Source organism: Paenibacillus sp. CMM36 (assembly GCF_053570945.1).
The window spans coordinates 42,347-62,746 of record NZ_JBSEDY010000001.1; the positions used below are offsets into that span (position 1 = coordinate 42,347).

At 46.2% G+C, this 20,400-nt stretch carries 23 protein-coding genes and 1 riboswitch; of the genes, 13 read left to right on the plus strand and 10 right to left on the minus strand.

Features of this window, described 5'->3' with window-relative positions:
- Positions 1 to 8 precede the first annotated feature (8 nt).
- The 3 genes from bglX to ACWA2B_RS00180 all read left to right on the plus strand — a co-directional run bounded on the left by bglX (position 9) and on the right by ACWA2B_RS00180 (position 4,686).
- Complete coding sequence (gene bglX / locus ACWA2B_RS00170; RefSeq protein ID WP_342434931.1) at positions 9 to 2,264, plus strand: beta-glucosidase BglX; 2,256 nt, start codon at positions 9 to 11, stop codon at positions 2,262 to 2,264.
- The gene (locus ACWA2B_RS00175; protein ID WP_029516145.1) at positions 2,257 to 3,636 is read left to right on the plus strand and encodes a glycoside hydrolase family 32 protein; all 1,380 of its coding nucleotides are present in this window, start codon (positions 2,257 to 2,259) and stop codon (positions 3,634 to 3,636) included. The genes bglX and ACWA2B_RS00175 overlap by 8 nt, the downstream gene beginning before the upstream one ends.
- A gap of 216 nt (positions 3,637 to 3,852) precedes the next feature.
- The gene (locus ACWA2B_RS00180; protein WP_318627005.1) at positions 3,853 to 4,686 is read left to right on the plus strand and encodes an AraC family transcriptional regulator; all 834 of its coding nucleotides are present in this window, start codon (positions 3,853 to 3,855) and stop codon (positions 4,684 to 4,686) included.
- A gap of 113 nt (positions 4,687 to 4,799) precedes the next feature.
- On the opposite strand, the gene queF is transcribed toward ACWA2B_RS00180, so the two are convergent.
- The 6 genes from queF to ACWA2B_RS00210 all read right to left on the minus strand — a co-directional run bounded on the left by queF (position 4,800) and on the right by ACWA2B_RS00210 (position 9,077).
- Positions 4,800 to 5,297, minus strand: a complete 498-nt coding sequence (gene queF, locus ACWA2B_RS00185; protein ID WP_029516147.1) for a preQ(1) synthase — start codon at positions 5,295 to 5,297, stop codon at positions 4,800 to 4,802.
- A 329-nt stretch (positions 5,298 to 5,626) separates the two neighbouring features.
- Positions 5,627 to 6,490, minus strand: a complete 864-nt coding sequence (queE, locus tag ACWA2B_RS00190; protein ID WP_449291543.1) for a 7-carboxy-7-deazaguanine synthase QueE — start codon at positions 6,488 to 6,490, stop codon at positions 5,627 to 5,629.
- The gene (gene queD / locus ACWA2B_RS00195; RefSeq protein ID WP_449291544.1) at positions 6,483 to 6,974 is read right to left on the minus strand and encodes a 6-carboxytetrahydropterin synthase QueD; all 492 of its coding nucleotides are present in this window, start codon (positions 6,972 to 6,974) and stop codon (positions 6,483 to 6,485) included. The genes queE and queD overlap by 8 nt, the downstream gene beginning before the upstream one ends.
- On the minus strand, positions 6,967 to 7,650 hold the full coding sequence (queC, locus tag ACWA2B_RS00200; protein ID WP_025720578.1) for a 7-cyano-7-deazaguanine synthase QueC: 684 nt from the start codon (positions 7,648 to 7,650) through the stop codon (positions 6,967 to 6,969). The genes queD and queC overlap by 8 nt, the downstream gene beginning before the upstream one ends.
- Positions 7,651 to 7,783: 133 nt before the next feature.
- Positions 7,784 to 7,827, minus strand: a riboswitch (PreQ1 riboswitch).
- A 79-nt stretch (positions 7,828 to 7,906) separates the two neighbouring features.
- Positions 7,907 to 8,611, minus strand: coding sequence for an AIM24 family protein (locus ACWA2B_RS00205; RefSeq protein ID WP_069011542.1), 705 nt, complete (start codon positions 8,609 to 8,611; stop codon positions 7,907 to 7,909).
- Positions 8,612 to 8,636: 25 nt separating this feature from the next.
- Positions 8,637 to 9,077 (minus strand): hypothetical protein, encoded by a 441-nt coding sequence (locus ACWA2B_RS00210; RefSeq protein ID WP_342445850.1) that lies wholly within the window; start codon positions 9,075 to 9,077, stop codon positions 8,637 to 8,639.
- Between the two features lie 314 nt (positions 9,078 to 9,391).
- On the opposite strand from ACWA2B_RS00210, the gene ACWA2B_RS00215 reads away from it, so the two are divergent.
- The 3 genes from ACWA2B_RS00215 to ACWA2B_RS00225 all read left to right on the plus strand — a co-directional run bounded on the left by ACWA2B_RS00215 (position 9,392) and on the right by ACWA2B_RS00225 (position 11,587).
- Entirely contained in the window at positions 9,392 to 9,547 is a 156-nt protein-coding gene (locus ACWA2B_RS00215; protein ID WP_165144572.1) for a hypothetical protein, read from the plus strand.
- Between the two features lie 223 nt (positions 9,548 to 9,770).
- Positions 9,771 to 10,538 (plus strand): hypothetical protein, encoded by a 768-nt coding sequence (locus ACWA2B_RS00220; RefSeq protein ID WP_029516151.1) that lies wholly within the window; start codon positions 9,771 to 9,773, stop codon positions 10,536 to 10,538.
- A gap of 71 nt (positions 10,539 to 10,609) precedes the next feature.
- A complete protein-coding gene (locus tag ACWA2B_RS00225) occupies positions 10,610 to 11,587 on the plus strand; it encodes a helix-turn-helix transcriptional regulator (protein WP_029516152.1) in 978 nt (325 codons plus the stop codon).
- A gap of 46 nt (positions 11,588 to 11,633) precedes the next feature.
- On the opposite strand, the gene ACWA2B_RS00230 is transcribed toward ACWA2B_RS00225, so the two are convergent.
- The 4 genes from ACWA2B_RS00230 to ACWA2B_RS00245 form a co-directional block, all read right to left on the minus strand.
- Positions 11,634 to 12,305 carry a 3'-5' exonuclease gene (locus tag ACWA2B_RS00230; RefSeq protein ID WP_029516153.1) on the minus strand — a complete coding sequence of 224 codons (672 nt, stop codon included), beginning with the start codon at positions 12,303 to 12,305 and terminating at the stop codon, positions 11,634 to 11,636.
- A 235-nt stretch (positions 12,306 to 12,540) separates the two neighbouring features.
- On the minus strand, positions 12,541 to 14,442 hold the full coding sequence (locus ACWA2B_RS00235) for a 5'-nucleotidase C-terminal domain-containing protein (protein ID WP_342434933.1): 1,902 nt from the start codon (positions 14,440 to 14,442) through the stop codon (positions 12,541 to 12,543).
- A gap of 194 nt (positions 14,443 to 14,636) precedes the next feature.
- Complete coding sequence (locus tag ACWA2B_RS00240; protein WP_029516155.1) at positions 14,637 to 15,062, minus strand: ImmA/IrrE family metallo-endopeptidase; 426 nt, start codon at positions 15,060 to 15,062, stop codon at positions 14,637 to 14,639.
- An 11-nt stretch (positions 15,063 to 15,073) separates the two neighbouring features.
- Positions 15,074 to 15,547 carry a helix-turn-helix domain-containing protein gene (locus tag ACWA2B_RS00245; RefSeq protein WP_029516156.1) on the minus strand — a complete coding sequence of 158 codons (474 nt, stop codon included), beginning with the start codon at positions 15,545 to 15,547 and terminating at the stop codon, positions 15,074 to 15,076.
- Between the two features lie 299 nt (positions 15,548 to 15,846).
- Between ACWA2B_RS00245 and ACWA2B_RS00250 the strand changes: the two genes are divergently transcribed.
- From ACWA2B_RS00250 to ACWA2B_RS00280, 7 genes are all read left to right on the plus strand, one after another.
- A complete protein-coding gene (locus ACWA2B_RS00250) occupies positions 15,847 to 16,323 on the plus strand; it encodes an ArpU family phage packaging/lysis transcriptional regulator (protein ID WP_029516157.1) in 477 nt (158 codons plus the stop codon).
- Between the two features lie 338 nt (positions 16,324 to 16,661).
- A complete protein-coding gene (locus ACWA2B_RS00255) occupies positions 16,662 to 16,796 on the plus strand; it encodes a hypothetical protein (protein ID WP_268988490.1) in 135 nt (44 codons plus the stop codon).
- Complete coding sequence (locus ACWA2B_RS00260; protein WP_342425777.1) at positions 16,793 to 17,653, plus strand: hypothetical protein; 861 nt, start codon at positions 16,793 to 16,795, stop codon at positions 17,651 to 17,653. Before ACWA2B_RS00255 ends, ACWA2B_RS00260 begins: the two co-directional genes overlap by 4 nt.
- A gap of 10 nt (positions 17,654 to 17,663) precedes the next feature.
- The gene (locus tag ACWA2B_RS00265) at positions 17,664 to 17,882 is read left to right on the plus strand and encodes a hypothetical protein (RefSeq protein WP_029516159.1); all 219 of its coding nucleotides are present in this window, start codon (positions 17,664 to 17,666) and stop codon (positions 17,880 to 17,882) included.
- Positions 17,883 to 17,884: 2 nt separating this feature from the next.
- Positions 17,885 to 19,351 (plus strand): phage tail sheath family protein, encoded by a 1,467-nt coding sequence (locus tag ACWA2B_RS00270; RefSeq protein ID WP_449291545.1) that lies wholly within the window; start codon positions 17,885 to 17,887, stop codon positions 19,349 to 19,351.
- A gap of 122 nt (positions 19,352 to 19,473) precedes the next feature.
- Positions 19,474 to 19,881 carry a phage tail tube protein gene (locus ACWA2B_RS00275; protein WP_069011551.1) on the plus strand — a complete coding sequence of 136 codons (408 nt, stop codon included), beginning with the start codon at positions 19,474 to 19,476 and terminating at the stop codon, positions 19,879 to 19,881.
- A gap of 76 nt (positions 19,882 to 19,957) precedes the next feature.
- Entirely contained in the window at positions 19,958 to 20,392 is a 435-nt protein-coding gene (locus ACWA2B_RS00280; protein WP_007429164.1) for a phage tail assembly chaperone, read from the plus strand.
- Positions 20,393 to 20,400: the final 8 nt, after the last annotated feature.

Sequence of the window (20,400 nt, forward strand, 5' to 3'; positions counted from 1 at the left end):
GGAGAATCATGGACAACAACACACTGCTTAAGAAATTGGACAGCCTTTCAATAGAAGAGAAAATAGGCCAGCTCATCCAACTGACCGGTGATTTTTTTGAAGGGGATATAGACACTGTTGTGACGGGTCCTTTAAAAAAATTAGGGTTAAACGCCGGCTACAATATATATAACACGGGCTCCATATTGAACATCACTAATCCAGAAAAAATTATCCAACTGCAAACGGATTATTTGGAAAAATCGATTCATAAAATTCCGCTGCTGTTCATGGCAGATATTATCTATGGGTATCGAACCATCTTCCCGATTCCGATTGCACAAGCATGTAGTTGGAATTATGAGAGTATAGAACATGCAGGTTCGATTGCTGCCCAGGAATGTTATGACGAAGGTGTGCACGTGACCTTTTCCCCCATGGTAGATATCGTTAGAGATCCTCGTTGGGGGCGGGTGATGGAATCGCCTGGAGAGGATACTTTGCTAGCGAAAAAATATGCTGAAAGCATGGTTCAGGGGATCCAGGGGAGAAACTTGGAAGGAATCATACAAACGAATAAAATTGCCGCTTGCGTCAAACATTTTGCCGCTTATGGGGCACCTGTCGCTGGACGTGAGTATAACGCCGTGGATATGTCGGAGCACACGCTGCGAGAATATTATTTGCCAGGATATCAAGCTGCAATCGAGGCGGGGGCAAAGCTTGTTATGACGGCCTTTAATACCCTGAATGGCGTTCCTGCAACAGGAAACGAGTGGCTTAACCGCGACGTGCTAAGACGAGAGATGAATTTTAATGGTGTGTTGATCTCGGATTACGCCGCTATAGAAGAACTGATCATGCACGGTTATGCCGAAGATGAGGCTTCCGCCGCAAGGCTGGCATTGTTGGCTGGTGTTGATGTGGATATGAAGACAGCAGTATACGCCAATCAATTGGAGAAAGTAGTATCTGATAACGAGCATATGCTGGGGCTGTTGAATGAAGCGGTATACCGTATTTTAAAGCTGAAAAATGATTTGGGGCTGTTTGAGGACCCGTTCCGCGGATTACAGGAAACCGTTCAGCGGTCGAGAAACAGCATTCTGTCAGATGAACATAAAAAAGCCGCGCTGTCCTTGGCTGAAGAATCCGTCGTCTTGCTGAAAAATGAGAATCAACTGCTGCCATTGTCTAAACATACCAAAGTAGCTTTAATCGGTCCTTACGCAGATGAAAACTCCACCCTGGGCATGTGGGCCATTAAGGGGGATGAGGCGGATACCGTCAATTTGAAAATGGGATTATTAAAGCATGTTGATCCCGACAATCTCTCGGTTTGCAAAGGGGCGCACATGCTTCCTGCTAATGCAAGAGAAGCCCTTGGCAAATATGCGGACAAGCTGGCTGCTGAAACAGTCGATGAGGAGGCCCTGCTGCGCGAAGCAATCCGAAATGCTAACGAAGCGGATGTCATTGTCCTCGCCTTGGGAGAAAGTATTTATCAGAGCGGAGAAGGGGGATCGCGAACGAACCCGACGCTTCCTAAGCCGCAAATGAAACTACTCCATGAATTAAGTTTACTGGGCAAAAAGACGGTTCTGATCGTTTATAGTGGAAGACCTTTGATTCTTACCGAAGTAGCCGGAAAAGTGGACGCTATTGTTCAAGCCTGGTATCCAGGAACGATGGGCGGAGAAGCACTGGCCAATATACTGTATGGGGAAGTCAATCCATCGGGGAAATTAGCCATGACCTTTCCACGGAGCGTGGGACAAATTCCGATGTCCTACAATGAGTTGAATACAGGCAGACCGAATTTAAAGGAAAATGGCTCTTATCGGTTTGCATCCCGATATATAGATGAAGTGAATGAACCCTTGTATCCATTTGGCTATGGCAAATCCTATACCTCATTTGAATACAGCCTATTAACAATTAGCCAAAAAGAAATGAAGAAAAATGAGTCAGTTGATATCTGTATTTCTGTCACCAACACTGGAATTTATGATGGAAAGGAAACGATCCAATTATATATTCGCGATAAATTTGCAAGTGTTGCAAGACCAGTGAAAGAATTAAAAGACTTTAAAAAAATGTTTTTGCAAAGTGGCGAGACCCAAAATGTTGAATTTTCAATTCATGAAGAGATGCTTAAATTTTATGATCGTGAAATGCAATACAAAAGTGAACCCGGTGAATTTGATGTTTATATCGGGTCAAGCTCGCAGGAAATTTTGCTGAGTTTTAGTTTTGTTTTTTTACCGGAGGATGAGCATGAATAAAAGCGACGCGTATAACCTGAAATATCATATCACCCCTCCTTACGGTTTGCTCAATGATCCTAATGGACTTGCTTATTTCAATCATCAATATCATGTGTTTTATCAGTGGAATCCAAAAGGAACTGAGCATAAAAATAAATGTTGGGGCCATGTTGTTTCCAGCGATCTGGTGCACTGGCAAAGGAAAAGTGTCGCGCTGGAGCCTTCGGAATGGTATGACAAGGATGGCATTTATTCGGGCGGGGGCATTGTTCATAATGAAAAGCTGTATCTGTTTTATACAGGAAATGTAATCCGAGATGATGGAGTAAAAGAAAGCTATCAATGCGCCGCGATTTCGGAGGATGGAGAGTATTTTCAAAAAATCGGCCCTTTGTTTGAGCATCCCCAAGGTTACACTAGGCATGTTCGAGATCCGAAAGTATGGAGAGACCAACACGGGAACTGGTGGTTGATTGTTGGTGCTCAGAGAGAAGATTTGACTGGAGATACGCTTATCTACAAATCTGAAAATTTGTCCGATTGGGAATGCCAAGGATCATTTGTTGATCATGATCATCAATTTGGATATATGTGGGAATGTCCGGATGTACTTCAATTTGCCGAAAACGATGTTTTTGTTTTCTCTCCTCAGGGTTTACCGGAGAGAGGCGAATATTATAAAAATCCTAATCAATCGGGATATATGGTTGGCAAATTATCGAATACAGGCAAATTCAACGGGGACCTTTCCGATTTTAAAGAGCTTGATCGAGGATTTGATTTTTACGCTCCACAATCATTCAAAGTTAATGACAGAACCATTATGTTCGGATGGATGAGCGCCATGAATGAGGAAGCGGAGAGGGCTGTCCCGACCATTCAAGAGGGCTGGATTCATGCATTAACACTTCCTAGAGAAGTTGTGCTGATGAACGGTGTGTTGTACCAGAAACCATTGCCGGAATTACAATTGTTAAGACTGGATGGCATGCATTACAAAGGGGAAATTCAAAGTAGTAGTGAGTGGGTGCTGCCTTCTACACAAGCGGAGCTAATTGTTGATTTTTCCTTACTGACAGAAAATTTTAAAATGATCATAAGGGATGCTGTGCAAATTGACTATGATCAGGAACAAAACAGTCTGACCGTTTGGAGAACAAACTGGTTGACTGGCGAGAGAGAGTACAGAAGAGCAACATTAAATAATAAGCTTGCAGAAATGCAAATATTCATTGAAAGCTCAAGCCTGGAGATCTTTGTGAATGAGGGTGAAGAAGTGTTTTCCCTGCGTTATTTCATAGAAGGTGCAGACCAAAGCAATGTATTACTTGAGGCAGGACACAATGTAGGAGAAGTTAGAATGTATCAGTTGCAGGAATGTGTAGGGTAACATTTTTTTGCTTGCCGGGTTGCAAGCAGGTTAAGGAAGGCTGTTCATTATCCCGTTTGCGGGAAGAACTGCCTTCTTTTTTATTTTTGGTCCGTTGAATAGATTCTGCTTGTCCGGGCATTTTACTATCGGTATAGTATGAGTATTAGTATAAGAGTTTATGCCTTAATATAGAATACAGATGAATTACTCATGGCTGGCTGATGAGGTGTGGTGATGAAAAAGATATATGAACATATCGAAATAGACAGAAAAAAAATGATTAACCTTTTTATGTTCCAATCCAGAGATACAGAAAGAGTCATTCCTATGCATTTTCACAGCAATATGGAGTTGATCTACTGTACAAGTGGAAGTCTAAAGGTGTGGCATGAAGGAAAAATAACTATTTTGATGGAAAAGGATGCGCTATTCATTAACAGCAATGTTCCGCATTCCACGCAGAGCATTACGGAGAACCAGGTCATTGTGCTGCAATTTCCAGACACTTTCTTTGCCAATGAACAAGTAATCATCCAATTAAATACGCAAGAGAAACAAGTTGAAGAACCCATAATCTCTAAATTAAGAGGATTGTTTATGGATATATATGATCTACATATTTCCAAAGGCAAATACGACTACATTTTAGAGCAAAGCCGAATTATTGAACTGAAATATTTGCTTGTCAATCATTTTAGTCAGGCAACAGACATTCCACCGGAAGTATTTAGTGAAAAGCAACGAAAGATAAAGACAATCATGGACTTTATTAAAGAGCATTATACTGAAAATATTAGCTTGGCCAAAACAGCCCGTATCTGCGGTTATTCGGAGGCTTATTTGTCGCGAATGTTTCATAAATATACAGGCCAGACGTTTACCGAATACAAGCAAATTCTTTGTTTGGAGAAGGCGATTGATTTACTGGATTCAACCAATAAGTCACTTACAGAAATTTCTTATGAGGTCGGGTTTCCAAACGAGAAATCTTTCAGAAAAGCTTTTAGAGAAGTTATGGGTAAAACACCTTATGAATATAAAAAATCAAGATTTGATCTGGATGTGTAATGCCACAAGCGTGCACAGTCTCCTTTCAATAAAACGAAGGGGTTGTCCCTGAGTCATTTGATGACTTTAGGACAACCCCTTGATATTCACGCTATGTCAGAAGAGTTATTAGCTTAACGGTTATCAACCTTTTCTGGGTACATATCATGATTCATCATGCGGTGCTCCGCTATCTGTTCATACTTTGTTCCTGGCTTGCCGTAGTTGGTATACGGGTCGATAGAGATGCCGCCGCGTGGCGTGAATTTGCCCCATACTTCAATGTAGCGAGGGTCCATCAGCTTAATTAAGTCATTCATGATGATGTTGACGCAGTCTTCATGGAAATCGCCGTGGTTACGGAAGCTGAACAGGTACAGCTTAAGGGATTTGCTTTCTACCATTTTAATATCGGGAATGTAGCTGATGTAGATGGTTGCAAAATCAGGTTGTCCTGTAATCGGACACAGGCTGGTGAACTCCGGGCAATTGAACTTTACAAAATAATCCCGATAGGGATGTTTATTATCAAAGCTTTCGAGAATGGCGGGATCATAGGCAAAAGTGTATTGTGTGCCTTGATTGCCAAGCAGGGTAACATCGGTCATTTCTTCGGGTGTTCTTCCGGTCATATGGATAAGGCTCCTTAAAGTAAGTTTGGTTTAATGGTAAAAGGAATAGGGAGTTATGGTGTGGGGGTTAGGTGGCGCTCTGCGAATGATTTGAGCTTCTGATCGCTGTTGAAATGGGATTCTTTCTGATAAGACGAAAGATATAGGTTAGAATCCCATTTCAAAGGCGAACGCTAACGCTTCTCCAGCTTCAAATCCTCCGCTCCGCTGCCGACCGCCGTCACCATCCTAAAATCCCTACCCGTTTACATATTGGTTGGGGCAGAAGTGAGTAATGCTCTCCTTTGTGTATCACATACAGCGCATACGGAATATATTACATATAAGTGTTATACGCCGCGTTTGTTGCCCCATACGAGGGTGTGAAGCTGCGGGAGTACTCTTACATCGTTTAGTAGGGAATCGTCCATGACACGGTCGATAAGCCATTCATAACGATGTAGTAGAGACTCCGCTATCTGTCCGGTATTCTCCGTGTTTACATCTGGATTACCCGTCTGAAGGAACAGCGGTACGTGTGGATAGCGCTCGTGAACAGTGCGGGCATAGGCAAGATCGGTGTCATCGAAGATGACGACCTTCAAGCTGCAAGCTCCGGTATAGAGCCGCGCAGATTCATTAGCGGGTTCCTTCAAGTCTGTTGCGATTGCGACGTGGGACGTCGCTCGGGACTCATAAGCCATTTTCCGGTTCGACAGACGGTCGATAATATCATCCAGCACGTCCCAGTTGGTCGTCATACCAGAGCTGGGCGGTTTCGGGGATAGGGTTACCTCATCGATATCGTACAGCCATTCCTGCCAACGGGAGCCTTGTGTTTCGACAGCGGTGGCAATGCCTTGACTGCGCAGCAGGGTGATTAGCTCCCCAAGCTGCGGTAGCAGGGCAGGATTGCCTCCAGAAAGGGTCACATGCGAAAAGCGTTCGCCGCCGATGGCCTTCAGCTCCTGCCAAATGTCCGTGGCACTCAGACGACGGATCTGATCCTTGGCGCTGCCGTCCCAGGTAAAGGCGGAGTCGCACCACGAGCAATGGTAATCGCAGCCTGCGGTACGAACAAACATCGTTTTACGACCAATGACCATACCTTCGCCCTGAACGGTGGGACCAAACACCTCCAGTACGGGAATAGGGGCTATTTGGGTGCCGTGGGAGGCTGTCATGGGTTGGTGAGAAGTCACAGTATTACTCATCGAGCATCCACTCCCGTCGGAACTCGGCGTAGCTGGTAGGTGTCTCGAACAACCGTACAAACTCGGTACGTCCACCTTCGACACGGTTGCAGTATGCATCCGAGGTCAAGGCTGTCTCCATTTGTTCAAAGATCCAGACGACCATATTTTCCGCCGTTGTATTCATTGGAGGAAGCGTCTCATTCAAGTAACGGTGGTCCAGAAAAGGCTCAATCCGCTCTTTCCAGATCGTTTTGATGTCACCAAAATCTAGCGTTAGACCCGTTTCGCCCGGTATGCCGCTTATGCCAAATACGACGATATAGGTATGTCCGTGCAGATTTTTGCATTTGCCTTCGTAGCAGTGCAAATGATGTGCTGCATCGAATGTAAATTGTTTGCTGACGAGTACACGTTTGCGGTGATAACGCAGCTGAGAGCGCTCAATGTCTGTCCCGAACTCTTGGAGCTTATCGACAATGCGAAAGGTACCTGGCTCACGCATGACCTTCAACTCCTTGGGATGAAGCTCCGCGCACCGCGAGATATTGCTCCAGTCCAGCACGGCGAAGTTTGCAAGCAGGGCATTCGCCACAGCCATCGCCAATGACGCCGTTATAGCACGTTAGTGTACGTGTTCTTACAAATTCAAAAGCTTTCAGCTCATCGGCCATGTGCCAAGTTTCGGCCTTGTTCAACCACATAAGCGGGGTATGAATCACAAAGGGATAGTCCATCGAAAGATTCAGTGTGACGTTCAGCGATTTGATAAAGGAGTCCCGGCAATCGGGATAGCCGCTGAAATCCGTCTCACATACGCCTGTAATGATGTGGCGCGCTCCTTTTTGCTTGGCGAGAACTCCCGCGAAGCTCAGGAACAGTAGGTTGCGACCGTCTACAAAGGTGCTAGGCAGTTCGCCTTCCTGTTGAGTAATGTCAATGTCTGTGCGTGTGAGGGCATTAGGGGCTAGTTGATTAAGCAGGCTCATATCCAGTACCGTTTGTGGAACACCCAGTTCGCGGGCGATTCCAGCGGCTACTTCGATTTCCTGCTTGTGGCGTTGACCGTAATCGAACGTCACAGTTTCTACTTCAGCAAAATGTTTTTTTGCCCAAAATAAACAGGTTGTGCTGTCTTGGCCGCCGCTGAATACGACGACTGCTTTTTCGTTTGCAAACATAAAAAAACCTCTCGATCTTCTTGGAATGGTGCAAGACACAAGTCTTGTCACTTGGAAGAAGGAGAGTTCTTGAACCGACTTCAACAAAAAACAGGCCTTGCCCCGAGAAATCATTTTTCTTGCGGAGGACAAAGCATCGTTAGTTTTTTATAGAGGGAGTTCGCGAACCTCTCCCATGCATGACGCATGGATTTTCTTCATTAGCATCTGCCACGAGGACAGACGGCTTTAGCATTGTCATTATAGCATGGCAGGGCTATTTGATAAACACTCCACCAAATGGAATGACTTCCCTTAAAAATCGCTTGATCACGCCATCGTCGTTCATATCCTGTTGGAGCCGCCGATGATGCTCCCCGGCATGGAATAGTACGGTACCCTGTCCGGTCATTTTAAAATGATAGTTCATATGCTGGCTGGCCAGATGGTTGCCGTACACGGTCAACTCCAGATGGGCGTTTTCGGGGTAGGCAATGACGCTGCTCGCATCCACATATATCGGTTCTGTCGGATGAAGCTGTTCCTGACACACCAATCCCTGCGTCAAAAGACCGATTTGACCCACACCATCAAATTTCATTTTTATAACATCACGGCTAAACAACATGTTTTTCATGCTTAGCAGCTTAGTACGCATTTGGATACCGGAGCTGTACCAGAACAGGTTGCGAAAATCGTATAACAGATCATCGCTTCCTTCAAGCTTAATCATTTTTAGACTAAAGCCAGGTGGAAGTGCAGCAATTAGGCGACAAGCTCCTGTGAAATCGGCCTGAATCAGTTTGTGTTTGCGATACATGCCCTTAATATTCATCAGTTTATCACTGCGGCCTGAGCTGGGTCCGCGGTATGCGATGATTTGCTGCGGATGCAGAACGTGCAGCTTTTCTCCTTCTGCCAGATCGAGCGTTACGACCGAACCGACGCTTTCATCATGGTGTTGTCCTGCTTGTATGTCCATTCAGACCTTTCATCCTTTCAGACAGTTAGTATCTTCCCGAACGTCGACGCATCCCGTAACGCAACAGTCGGATACCCATAAAATAACCGGCCAGCAGAATTATAGCTGTGATAATGAGCATTTTATTTCGATGTGAAGCCTGATCGCGCTGGGTTTGAAGATTTTTTAATTCTGTGACTGTGTCAGTCAGCTTGCGGTTTTGCTCCAGCAATTGGGCGTTTTGCTCTTGATAGGCTTCTAAGCTGTTACGGGCCTTTTCCAGATCCTCCTGTGTTTGTCGATAGCTTTCCTTGAGCTGATATACATCACCAGGTAACCGCGAAAATTGCTCGAAGCCCTGATATACATCATCCCAATAAGCAGCATGTACTTCGGGTACACGAGTTATCCCAAAAATAAACAAAAGTGCTATAGCAGCGCAGACAATGCGGCGATACAAAGCAAAGCGACAAGTTGGTCGTGCCAAGAGATGTTCCCCCTTTTGATAAACCAAGATGTTAGATGATATAGATCATTACCCATATGACATGGTTACGTATAATATAACGATACGGATGCAGATTTTTGAAGAAACGGACGATAAATACGGAGAAAATGATCTCAAAAAAAGTCGATATATGAGTTTAAGTGTACCAAAAAACGGGTATATCAAGGAAGCGGCAACATTCCGGCATTTTTTCTAGCATACGAGTAAAGAACGATCCGCACCTGATCAGGTCTTAAATATGAATATATAAACTGAAATATATTAAAAATTAATATAGAAGGAGATTTTGCAAGATGAATGAGAAAGAACAAAACTATAAAACTTTAAAAATCACTGTAAATGGAAAGCCGTTATCAAAGGATCTCGTCGTAGATAGTACTACTTTTGCCCCTATATCTGATATTTGCACAAAAACGAATGTTTCTTTAACAGAAACTACAATCTCATAAGTTTAAGTATAGAAGTAGACTATAAAATAGCCCGGCATACGCCGGGCTATTTTTGCGCGTTCATGTAATTCAAATGGTTTAAAATGTTATTTACCAAACTAGGTCCCCCTTCATAAAGATTCCCATGTATAATTTTCACAATCAAACATACGTTCCCTGACAATATAGTGTCAGATAACACTGTTAATTTAGAGTTACATGTTCTTTTAGGGGGAATTTACCAGTGGTGAAGTCAATGCTCAATGTAACGTACACATGGGACAAAGAGTCTATATCTGCGAATGGGTCCAAACAAGTAAATCTACTGATAGAATGGGGCTATGGAGCTAAACGTAAAAGAAAAGGAAATCTAATACCGAAAGCAGCGGGATGTGACCTTCAACTCCAGTTCATTCCAGAAAACGGGGTAAGTCTATTAAAAGCTGAAGGGGTAAGGCTCGGTTTTAAACGCTCGGAAAACGGAGATAGCATGTTTGTTCACTGTGGTGATGTACGGCGGGGAAAATATAGACAGGCTATTTTGACGTTTTCTATACCGGCTCACTCGTCCGGAAGACATACGATTGGAATGATGGAGTGGAGCTGGCGCAAGCCATCGCAGGAAAAGCGAACGATGATCCGGACAGACCAGCTCTACATCCATTTTACGCATCATCTTGGTCTGCTGAGCATTCCATCCAACCCGAAGGTGGAAAAATACATAAAGCTGAATGAGACGTCCCCTATTGTAAAAAAGGCATTGCGTATGTACGAGAAAGGGGAATATGAGCAAGGGGCGTTCATCCTTACCAGACAAGCAGATGAATTACTTATACGTGCAGCAAGAAGCGATGATATGGACTACCTGCAGGAAGCCGAGTTGCTTCTGGCTATACGTAATAAATGGAGTGGTACTTTTGTATCATTTACAGCGTATAGTTCTAAAGTCTTTTTCAATAAGGCAATATCGCTAGAAGATGTTCATTTTACTGAAAATGATACTTTGAGATAGGCAATTATGCTAGTTTATTTGTGTAATATAGTGAGTCTAATTTACTATCTTTTTGTAAAGGAGAGACTTCCTTGACTGATCGGTTGATACGTTTAATGCGGATTATTACTATTGTTCAGGCAAATCCAGGGATATTGGCAAGAGAGCTTGCCGAACGTTGTGAAACATCAGAACGTACCATATACCGAGATATGGAGGCGCTAAGCGCTATGCATATACCGATTGCGAATATGGGGCATGGCAAGGGGTACATTTTTATTAGCAATTTCGCTTTGTATCCTCTGAATTGGACGGAAGAAGAGGCAGAGGCTTTTACTAAGCTGGGAGAGATTATGGAAACGGTAAAGCCTCTTTTACCGCCAGCTTTTGAAAGTGCTTATGAGAAAGTGATGGCCTCTAGTCAGAAAAAAAAGATGGAACAGACGAGCTTCGCGCAGGAAATGAAAAATATTGTCCGGCTCGGCTCGACACTTGATCGGGAAAACCAGCCCTATCTGCTCAGGCTGATTGTTTTAGCGAGTCTTACGCAGCAGACCATTGAAGCGGAATACAGTTCGCCTCAAAATGAAGATGTTTCACTCGTTCAGGTGGATCCTTATTGTTTGGTTCCGCAGGATCGGCGATTCTATATGCTTGGTTTTTGTCACAAGCAATCCGCGATGAGAACCTTTCGGATCAGCCGATTTCGGAACATGAGAATTTTGCCGTATACGTTTCAAAAAAATACAACTGAAATGGAAATGTTTTTTAAAGGGACCTGGTCGGTGACCAAAGGAAATCAGAATATCCGGTTTGTGGTACGTTTTTCTGCCGAGTCTGTATATCGGGTCAAAGAAGAGGAACTGTTCATCAAGCCTTTTCTTAAGGATTTGCCGGATGGAAGTTTGTTGTTTGAGGTGACGGTCAATCATGACCGTGAATTTTTGGATTGGCTCACTTCCTATGGAGCTGAGGCCGAGATCCTGGAGCCTTTACGGTACCGCAAACGAATGCAAGAAATGCTGCGGACCTGGGGGGCATTCTATTTCGATAAAAAGGCAGGAAATTAAGAATAACAGGGGGAGATCCCCCGGAACGGGCCGGGGAGCTATCCGCTTAACGGTCCTTAAACAGGTTGGCGAGATTGCCAAAAGGACTGTACTGTTCCTGCTCTTCTTCAGGTGAGGAGTAGACGAGCTTCGATCCACGGCTTTCCTCATCGTCAGCAGCATTATGAACTAATGTAATACGATCAAAATGGTACATGAAAACCTGAGCGGTGTTCACGGCATCATCCAGTGCCCGGTGTTGTTGACCGTCAAAGTCAATGTTGCACAATTCCAGCGCCTGAGACAGGCTCAACTGACGGTACTTTCCATTGGAACCAAGCAGACGGGAAATCTGCTTCTGTATATCATTTGTATTATGAATCCATCCGAGATCTACATGATGGGTACGACAATGGGATACCAGCTTCTGACGGTCATCCGGGCCCCATGCGCATAAATAATAAGGGGAATCCGTACCGAGCCAGGCTATGAACTCCTTCACAGCTTCAGGAAATAGTGGAGCGGCATCAATGTCTCGTTGAGTAATACCCGTGAACTGAACGGTATCAGTAGAGAGTACAGGTCGATTCGAGGGTCTTACAAAACTGTGAAACGTATCCGCAACGTATAGGCCATCGTCTCCCTGAACAACTTTGACGGCACCGATATCAATGATTTCGGAGGAATATCTGGCGTTACGACTAACGGTAAATTCAAGATCGTAAATAATGTATTGCATTTCTGGACTCCTTCCACACATATAACTGATCCCGATGGGGATCGGGACGAATGTTCTTGCCCGAGTGACTCTTCTCCATCATACCTCTCGGTTCACAACTTGTCAGCGGTTAAAAGGTTTGCTTTTTAAAAAAATATGCGATGTCCAAATGAGCTTGGACTATCGCATATCTATAAACGCCTGACCTACGGCAGCATCCGGAACCACTAGGATGCTGCCTTTGCTAGCTATCGAATTAGGCCGGGAGATCTAACTTTTGTCCGGGATAAATACGGTGAGGATTCTTCAACTTATTCAACTGTTGAAGCTGTTGCCAGGTGGTACCATGTTTGCGGGAAATGTCATACAGCGTATCCCCGGATTTCACAACATATACATGGCTATTTGTAACTTGTGCAGAATCGGATGTCTGCTGTGGCTTGGCTGTTTGAGACTTTGCCGGTGCAGGTTTTGCGGGCGCTGGTTTCGCAGCCGGTGTAGAGACGGATTGCGGCTTTTCCTGCACAGGTGCGGGTGTTGCGGTTGAAGCAGATGGCGCAGCTTGTGTGGCAGGGACAGACATTTTACCGTCAGCCTTGGCTTCTTGAATGCGACCGTCTGCTTGTACTTGCAGGCTAGCGGAGCCCACCTTTTGCATGTAGCGGATTAACGCCTCATCAAGCGAGCCGAACATACCTGCCTGTGGATATTTAGCGAACATCGTATATTGGTCACCACCTACGGCAGTAAAATCATTGGTGGCCAGTGTATATGTTGCCTCAGGATCAAGTGTCTTTCCGCCGATCAGAATGGAATGAACACGGCTGCCTTTGGCTGCTGATGTGTCTATTTTGAACGAGATACCTGATACCTGCGGGAAACCTCCGCTTGGCTCTGGATAGGAGGCTGTACCATTTTCCAGTGCGGCCTGAATGTCAGAGCCTTTCACCTTCAAGGTAACGATCTGGTTGCCGAAAGGTAGCACAGTGATGACGTCTCCCTTGGTTACTGTCCCTGTCTTGATGGAAGCCCGGATGCCGCCACCGTTCGTTAAAGCCACATCTGCTCCCGAAACGTCACGCATAGCATCGGTGAGTAGGTCACCGAGATTGGTTTCACTTGCACGTACCTTTTCGCGTGCTCCTTCCAGATCCACACTTGTTTGCGTTACAACCTCTTTTAGAATAGGTTCCTGGTCCTTTTGAATGGAGGCGATCAATGCAGCAATTTCAGCGTTGGGCTGAACGTCCACTGCTTGAGTCGAATCAATCAGCTTGGCTTGCTTTTGCGTAACCTTACCGCCGTCGACCCATAAGTCCACAACACCCAGATACTTGGTGTATTCACCTGCGCTAGCGATCAATGTACCATTGTCACTAACCAAGCCTTTTTCCAGTACAGTATGGCTGTGTCCATCGATGAAAATATCAATGCCAGGCACTTCCTTAACAACTTTGAGGCTGGTGTCCTTACTAGACACATCCTGCCCCAGGTGACCAAGAACAACAACGACATCTACTTTGCTGCGGATTTCATCAACAGCCGCTTTGGCCTCAGCCGCAGGATCGGTGAATTGAATACCCTCAACATTTTTAGGATTCGTCTTATATGCTGTTTCTGGCGTAGTCAGACCGATAATACCGATTTTAACGCCGTCCACTTCTTTAATAACATAGGGTTTGAACAAACGTGTTCCGTCTGTTTGTTTAATATTGGCGCTGAGCACAGGGAACTGAATTTCCTTACTTAGCTCGACAAGATGCTTCCAACCATAATTAAACTCGTGGTTACCCGGAACCATAGCATCATAGCGCAGCTTGTTAATCACTTTCACAATGCTCTCACCTTTAACCAAAGTAGCGAAGGTCGTTCCATGAACGGTATCCCCGTCATCTAGCAGCAGTGTATTGGGATTAGAAGCCCGGTACTGATCAATGATACCCGCCAGCTTGGCGAATCCCATTTCCTTGTCATTCGCGACCACGTGGGCATGGGTATCGTTCGTATGTAGGATGGTGATGTGTTTACCGCTGACTGGAGTCGTTGCCGTTCCCGCTGTTCCCACATGGGTTGCTGGGTCTGCTGCTGCTGTACCGAGACACCCAAGTAAAAGCGCGGCAGTCGTCAGGATCGACGAGAGTTTTTTCCATGAGTTCATGTTGTTCCTTCAACCTCCCATAAAATGAATGAATTAGAGAAACCGCTTACGACCACATTTTATCAGATGATTGTAAAAATAACTTCTATTTTATATCAAAGCACTAAAATTTTTTGATATATCGGTTGTTAAACCCATCGTCTAGTTACCTATATTATAGAGGAAGTAATAAACAGTAACCTACGGGTGGGGAACTAGCGTTCTGTTTTGTGATCAAAAAAAAGGGCAGTCTCTTTGGGCAGCCCGATCCGGGGTAAATAGTGATCCAACGTTTCGTCAGCTAGTGGCGGTTTTCCTTCACTCAACAAAAGCACGGCAAACCGATTGGCCTGCTGTTCAAATTTTCCTGGGGAAAAGTAGGAGTGCTCCTCCATAAAAAAGCGGCTAATGCCTTTATGCAGTCGGTCATGTCCCAATTCATGCGCACAGACGAACCGTTCCCATTCGGGTGTGAGGCCATTGTGGATAACGATAAATCTTCTACGCAACTTGTGGTAATACAGCCCTTTGGTTGTGGGGCCTAGATCGCAGTATCGGATATGGATACCCAGAGCTTTCGCAATATCAAAGGGACAGTTGGTACGGTATTTTCGGACAAGTTTGTGAATAAGCTCGTTCATACGATCACCTGCTATCCCTGATCTTTGCCCGTTCGGGGCTCTTTGGGCTTTTTATGTTTGTTCATCTGCTTGGCTTCCCAGAACAGACCTGTCAGCACGTCCTTGATCCGTTGACGATCTTTTTCATCCAGCGGAATACCATCGAACATTAATTCGTCGTCTTCCTCCAGCATTTTTTTAAAATCCCGGCGGTCTTTGGAGGTTGCCCATTCTGGCACAGTAGAACGATAAAGTTCATGTTGATTTTGCTCCATTGAATCATCGTCTCCCCAATATCCGGCGGCCTTCATCATTTCGGTATAGGATACGCTAAGCGCATCCGCTATTTTGCGGAGAGTGGAAGGTTTGGGGATTCCGCGCAGTCCATTTTCAATGCGGGAAATTTGTGAATTGCTAATACCTGCGGCGTCTGCCAATTGGTTGATGCTCAAGTGTTTGTGCTCGCGCTGCTGTTTTAAGTAAGTTCCGAATGCTGGCTGTTCCACAATGGGGGCTCCTTTCTGCAAGAGAATCATAGATATTGCTTTTATTATACCATTAGGTAAATAGTAAAAGCACGTAATATGCCAAAAGGCATAGGAAAATAAAGCGAATATCCTGTTTTTGGAGCTATACTGCTTTTTTTGAGGATGGATACCTATCCTAAATAATGTTATGTTATACTCAAGATACGAACAAAAGGGGAACACAATGTAAACATGAGCGTTTTCTATTTGAGGATTTTGCAAAATCTTCATTTAAAAATACATCATTGTCAAAAGGCATATAAGGAGTGTTGCTTTACATGAGAAATAACTTACCCGAATTGGACCGTCGCAAAACGCAGAATGCATTGGAGGGTGTGTTTGAGAAATACCGAATTTATAAAACGATTACCTTTATGGATCGGGAGAGCTTTATTACGGCTGGCTATACGGATCGCCCGAGCGGCCCAACAAATGTGACAAGCGATCCAACGGCCCGGACAGCCGTATATAATGTAGATGCTCCTGCCGCCCGCTTGGCCTACTGCGAAATGGTGGATGCCGTAGTGAGCCGCTTGAATGAACGCGAACAGCTGCTTATCCGTGAACGTTATTTAAAGGATGACGATGTGTTCGATTACAAGGTTTACAATTATGTGTTAGACCCGCCAGTCAGCAAGGATACGTATACGAAGCTTCGCACGCGTGCTTTTTACAAAATGGCGCTTGCACTGGCGGACCAAGGCGTTTTAAATTTGGCAGGCTTGCAGAAGGGCGCGGATCGAAAATTGGGTTGATGTAATAATTATCCACTTGTTCTCATTTCTATTTTAAAATGGTTTCCTAAAAGGCTTTGATTTCCTGTAATAACAGGGTCAAGGTCTTTTTTTGCGATACGAACATGTGTTCTCAAAAAACCTCCCAACATCATCCCTATCCTCTGCTTTTATCGTCCATTTCCCCGGCAACGCATTCGTTATTAGGGTGTAAGATTATATCATCGGGAATCAAGACAAGAGGACATACCGAAGACACACACAGTCAAACGTTAGCCGGCCATTAGGGCCGGTTTTTTCATGCGGTGATCGTCTCTGTCGGTTCCCGGGAATTCGTTGAATAGAAAGGAGGAGTCGTGTTGCCTAAGCAAGGGATGCTGCAATGCATGAGTATGGGGCTGCGCCGGATGAGAACACGGAAGTGGAAAAAAGCCTGGCTGAATAGCCACAACATGCGAACGCAGGGTACGCAAAGGTGGCATGCCGCAGAATGAGACAAGCCTTTAAGCAAAAGCTCATTGAAATTATTCCAGCTCTGCAAGGGCGTGTATACGATGTTCAGCCACCGTCGCAGACGGCAGAGGAGCCGTATGCTGTTATGGCGCTGGGTGAGGAAATCTGGAAGTCTTCCTGGGCCGGCTATCGGCAGGTTGTCCGCATCATGCTGTACGCAGGACAAGCCGGGCTGGCGCAGGCTGACGTATGGGCGAATGCCCTGATTGCCGGGCTGCACCGGGAACCCGTGACAGGTGCAGGTGAGGATACATCGACTTTTACCGCGCACTATTTGGGCGTGCGGGATGCAGAAAAGCTGGACACCGTTACGGGCAAGGCCTATAGAACGCTTCGTTTTGGCGTGTATGTGCCTGAGACGGAAGGTGGTTTGGCTGTTCCAGCAAGCGGTGCTACACAGCCGGAAGAGTGGCTGGCCGCGCTGGTCCGCTGGACGCAGAAGCAACTGGGCGAAACGTGGTCGGTATACGCCGACGCATGGCCCGCACAGCCGGGGCGGCAAGCGGTACTATGGCGGATGAGCGGCTGCGAAACTAGGATGGCGGGAGCCTCCATGTATGAGCTGCGCAAACGGTTCATCGGGCATATTACCGCCCCGGACACCACCGAGGAAAACCGCGCAGCTTCCGCACTGATCGAGGGCTTTGCCGCTCAAATCCAGCTTCCTCTGGATCAGGACAAGGGCCGTTATATGTCTACAGCTGAAGCCTCAGCCGATTTGCAGGCAGATGCCATTTTAGATGGTCAGCTTCGGCTGATGTTAGTACAGCGGCGTATGCGTCCGGCTGAGGAAGCGGCGTTGATTCGCAGAGTGGAAATTCATCCTATTTTGAAATGAGGTGGTCCGAGTGACCTTGGAAAACCATGAGAAGACCCTGGTATATGCCGAGCAGAAAGCAAGTGGCCCCCGCTATACGCTGGAGGAGCTAAAGGAGCACGCAGAACCATTGTTTTCCGTGAAAGAAGAAGTGCTGGCAGGCGCCTTTTTTGGCACACAGGACAAGCTGTTTACGGTAGCAGAAGCACACACTAAAATCGAACAATTTATGAAAGCGAAGGTGGACTAATTATGGCAGGCGGAACATGGGAAAACACGAATAAACCGGTATTGCCGGGTTTGTATATGAATTTTCAGGCAGCAGCAGCTTCAGCGATTCAAGGTGGGTCGCGTGGTACGGTCGTTGTGCCCGTTAAGGCGAATTGGGGCCCTGTATGTGAGTTTGTAGAGATCGGCAGTGAAACGGCAATCAGCCAAATCTTTTCGGGTGACAGTCTGGACGGTGCGACCGCGTATTCGACGCTGTATCTGGCTTTGCTGGGCGGTCCGAAAAAGCTCTTAGCCTACCGTTTGGCAGATGATACAGCTGCTGAAGCATCTGTGACGCTGAAAAGCGGCGGTGCGACCCCGGCGGATGTGCTGCGTCTGAAGGCTTTGTACACAGGTAGCCGCGGTAATGGTTTTGCTGTAACTGTACAGCCAACTTTGGGTGATGAGCAAGCTCGTGAGGTGCGCCTCTATGAAGGAACCAAGCTGCTCGGCACGTACAAAGGCAGTGACGGTACGGCTGCCTCTATCGCCAAGGCGATGAACGAGAACAGCGAAAACGTATGGGTGAAGGCCGAAGTTGTCGGCGACGGCGGCATTCCGGTGGATGTCAGCGGCGTACACCTCACTGGCGGCAACAGCGGCAATAGCAAGCTGGTTAATGCCGATTACATCGCGATGCAGGAGGCACTTGAAGGGCAGGAATTTAATGTCTTGGCTCTGGATTATGCAGCTGATCTGGCATTGCTGCAAAGCTTCGCTGCCTGGATCAAGCGTGTCCGGGGCGAAGGTAAAGGCGTAATCGCTGTATTCGGCGGTTCTGCGGCAGATGATGTGTCCAAAACGGCTGTTAGCTTGGCCTCTGCACGTTCCCTGGCGCTGAACCATGAAGGCATCGTGAACGTCGGTACAGGCGTACGTCTGGCAGGTACGGACTACAGTTCTGCCCAAACGGCTGCTTATGTAGCCGGACTGATTGCAGGCCAACGTTTGAATCAATCGGCGACTTATGCGGTTACGCCTTTTGAGGATGTAACCCGCCGCTGGACACGCTCTGAGCAGGAGCAGGCTGTTCGTAATGGTGTCTTCCTGCTGTTCTTCGACGGCCGTCAGGTCAAAGCGCTGCGCGGGATCAACAGCTTGGTGAATCCATCTGCCGGGCAAAACAACGCATGGAAGAAAATTCGTTCCATCCGTGTCATGGACGCTATTAACGCTGACTTGCAGCGTGCAGCTGAAGAGACTTACATTGGCAAAATCAACAATACGGTGGAAGGCCGTCTGGCACTTATCGGTGCAATCAAAGAATACCTGGCACAGCTGTCGCTGAGCAATGTCATCGAAGCAGATGGCTACGATGTCATTCTCGACCCGGCTTACTACGGCGATGCGCCAGTCATCAAACCGGAGCCGGATCAAGTGTTCCTGCAATGGAACGTGAAGCTCACCGACGTGATGGAGCAGTTGTTCGGCACATTTTACGTGCAATAAATAAGCATTTTACGTGTATAAGCATTTCGCAGGCAATCGGCTGAAATGAAGTAGCTTGTTAACAACGAGGATTTTGTGAAATCCCGAACTATATTAAGGATTATTTTGAGGAGGAAAAAGAAATGTTGGATGCTTCAAGAGTTATTTTAGGTACGTTTGGTCAGGCGCATGTGGACGGGGTGTGGCAGACGAATATCAATAAGCTGGAAGCCAGCGTGGAGATGGAAAAACGCGAGCTGAATCTCGTGGGCAACGAATGGAAGGTGCACAAGCGCGGTATCAAAAAAGGAACGGGAACGATGAGTGGCTACAAGGTCACATCCGATATGATTCGTCGCGGTTTTAACCGTTTTGAGATTATTACTAAATTGGATGATCCAGAAGCCTTCGGACATGAAAGTATTCGTCTTATTCGTTGCACTCCTGACAAAATCCAACTGGCCAACTGGACAGCAGGTGAAGAGGTACAGGAAGAAACGACCTTTACCTTTGAAGGCTATGAGCTGCTGGACCCGATTGTAGCGAACTAAATTGAAAAACGGGGGATGGAATGCTGTCAGGCGTTCCGTTCCCTAAATACAAATAAACAATAAGGGAGAATGACTTATGAGCTTGAATGAGAATATGACAGAAGAACAAATTTTGGACAGCCTGTTTGAAGCCGCTGAAAAACTACCGGAAGAAACGGTTCGTATCAAGCGCCTCGATATGAAAATTGTGCTGCATGGCCTGACCTCCAGTAAAGTGGACAGCATTCGTGAACGTTGCACGATTCGCCGAACCGTGAAGGGGGCTGTAGATGAAAAAGTAGATACTGAAACGTTCAACGCCTTGTTGATCTCAGAAGCTACCGGAAAGCTGGAAGTGAAGGGCTTGTCCCTTAACGGTTGGGGCGATCCTCGGATTACAAGCCGCTTGAAGCTGTCCGGTGGCGAACAGTCCGTCCGCCGTATGCTGCTGGCGGGTGAATTGGATGCAGTAGGAGATAAGGTGCTGGAGCTGTCCGGTTTTGGCGTTGAGATTGCCGACTTAAAAAACTAATCGGCTCC

Excerpts from the sequence above, each read along its gene's own strand:
- queD (WP_449291544.1), bottom strand. The coding sequence starts at position 6,974 with ATGCGTGAGCCAGGTACCTTTCGCATTGTCGATAAGCTCCAAGAGTTC.
- ACWA2B_RS00175 (WP_029516145.1), top strand. The coding sequence starts at position 2,257 with ATGAATAAAAGCGACGCGTATAACCTGAAATATCATATCACCCCTCCT.
- ACWA2B_RS00205 (WP_069011542.1), bottom strand. The coding sequence starts at position 8,611 with ATGGACATACAAGCAGGACAACACCATGATGAAAGCGTCGGTTCGGTC.
- queC (WP_025720578.1), bottom strand. The coding sequence starts at position 7,650 with ATGTTTGCAAACGAAAAAGCAGTCGTCGTATTCAGCGGCGGCCAAGAC.
- ACWA2B_RS00270 (WP_449291545.1), top strand. The coding sequence starts at position 17,885 with ATGGCAGGCGGAACATGGGAAAACACGAATAAACCGGTATTGCCGGGT.
- bglX (WP_342434931.1), top strand. The coding sequence starts at position 9 with ATGGACAACAACACACTGCTTAAGAAATTGGACAGCCTTTCAATAGAA.
- queF (WP_029516147.1), bottom strand. The coding sequence starts at position 5,297 with ATGACCGGAAGAACACCCGAAGAAATGACCGATGTTACCCTGCTTGGC.
- ACWA2B_RS00235 (WP_342434933.1), bottom strand. The coding sequence starts at position 14,442 with ATGAACTCATGGAAAAAACTCTCGTCGATCCTGACGACTGCCGCGCTT.
- ACWA2B_RS00260 (WP_342425777.1), top strand. The coding sequence starts at position 16,793 with ATGAGACAAGCCTTTAAGCAAAAGCTCATTGAAATTATTCCAGCTCTG.
- ACWA2B_RS00240 (WP_029516155.1), bottom strand. The coding sequence starts at position 15,062 with ATGAACGAGCTTATTCACAAACTTGTCCGAAAATACCGTACCAACTGT.
- ACWA2B_RS00280 (WP_007429164.1), top strand. The coding sequence starts at position 19,958 with ATGAGCTTGAATGAGAATATGACAGAAGAACAAATTTTGGACAGCCTG.
- ACWA2B_RS00275 (WP_069011551.1), top strand. The coding sequence starts at position 19,474 with ATGTTGGATGCTTCAAGAGTTATTTTAGGTACGTTTGGTCAGGCGCAT.
- ACWA2B_RS00180 (WP_318627005.1), top strand. The coding sequence starts at position 3,853 with ATGAAAAAGATATATGAACATATCGAAATAGACAGAAAAAAAATGATT.
- ACWA2B_RS00230 (WP_029516153.1), bottom strand. The coding sequence starts at position 12,305 with ATGCAATACATTATTTACGATCTTGAATTTACCGTTAGTCGTAACGCC.
- ACWA2B_RS00215 (WP_165144572.1), top strand. The coding sequence starts at position 9,392 with ATGAATGAGAAAGAACAAAACTATAAAACTTTAAAAATCACTGTAAAT.
- queE (WP_449291543.1), bottom strand. The coding sequence starts at position 6,490 with ATGAGTAATACTGTGACTTCTCACCAACCCATGACAGCCTCCCACGGC.
- ACWA2B_RS00250 (WP_029516157.1), top strand. The coding sequence starts at position 15,847 with ATGAGAAATAACTTACCCGAATTGGACCGTCGCAAAACGCAGAATGCA.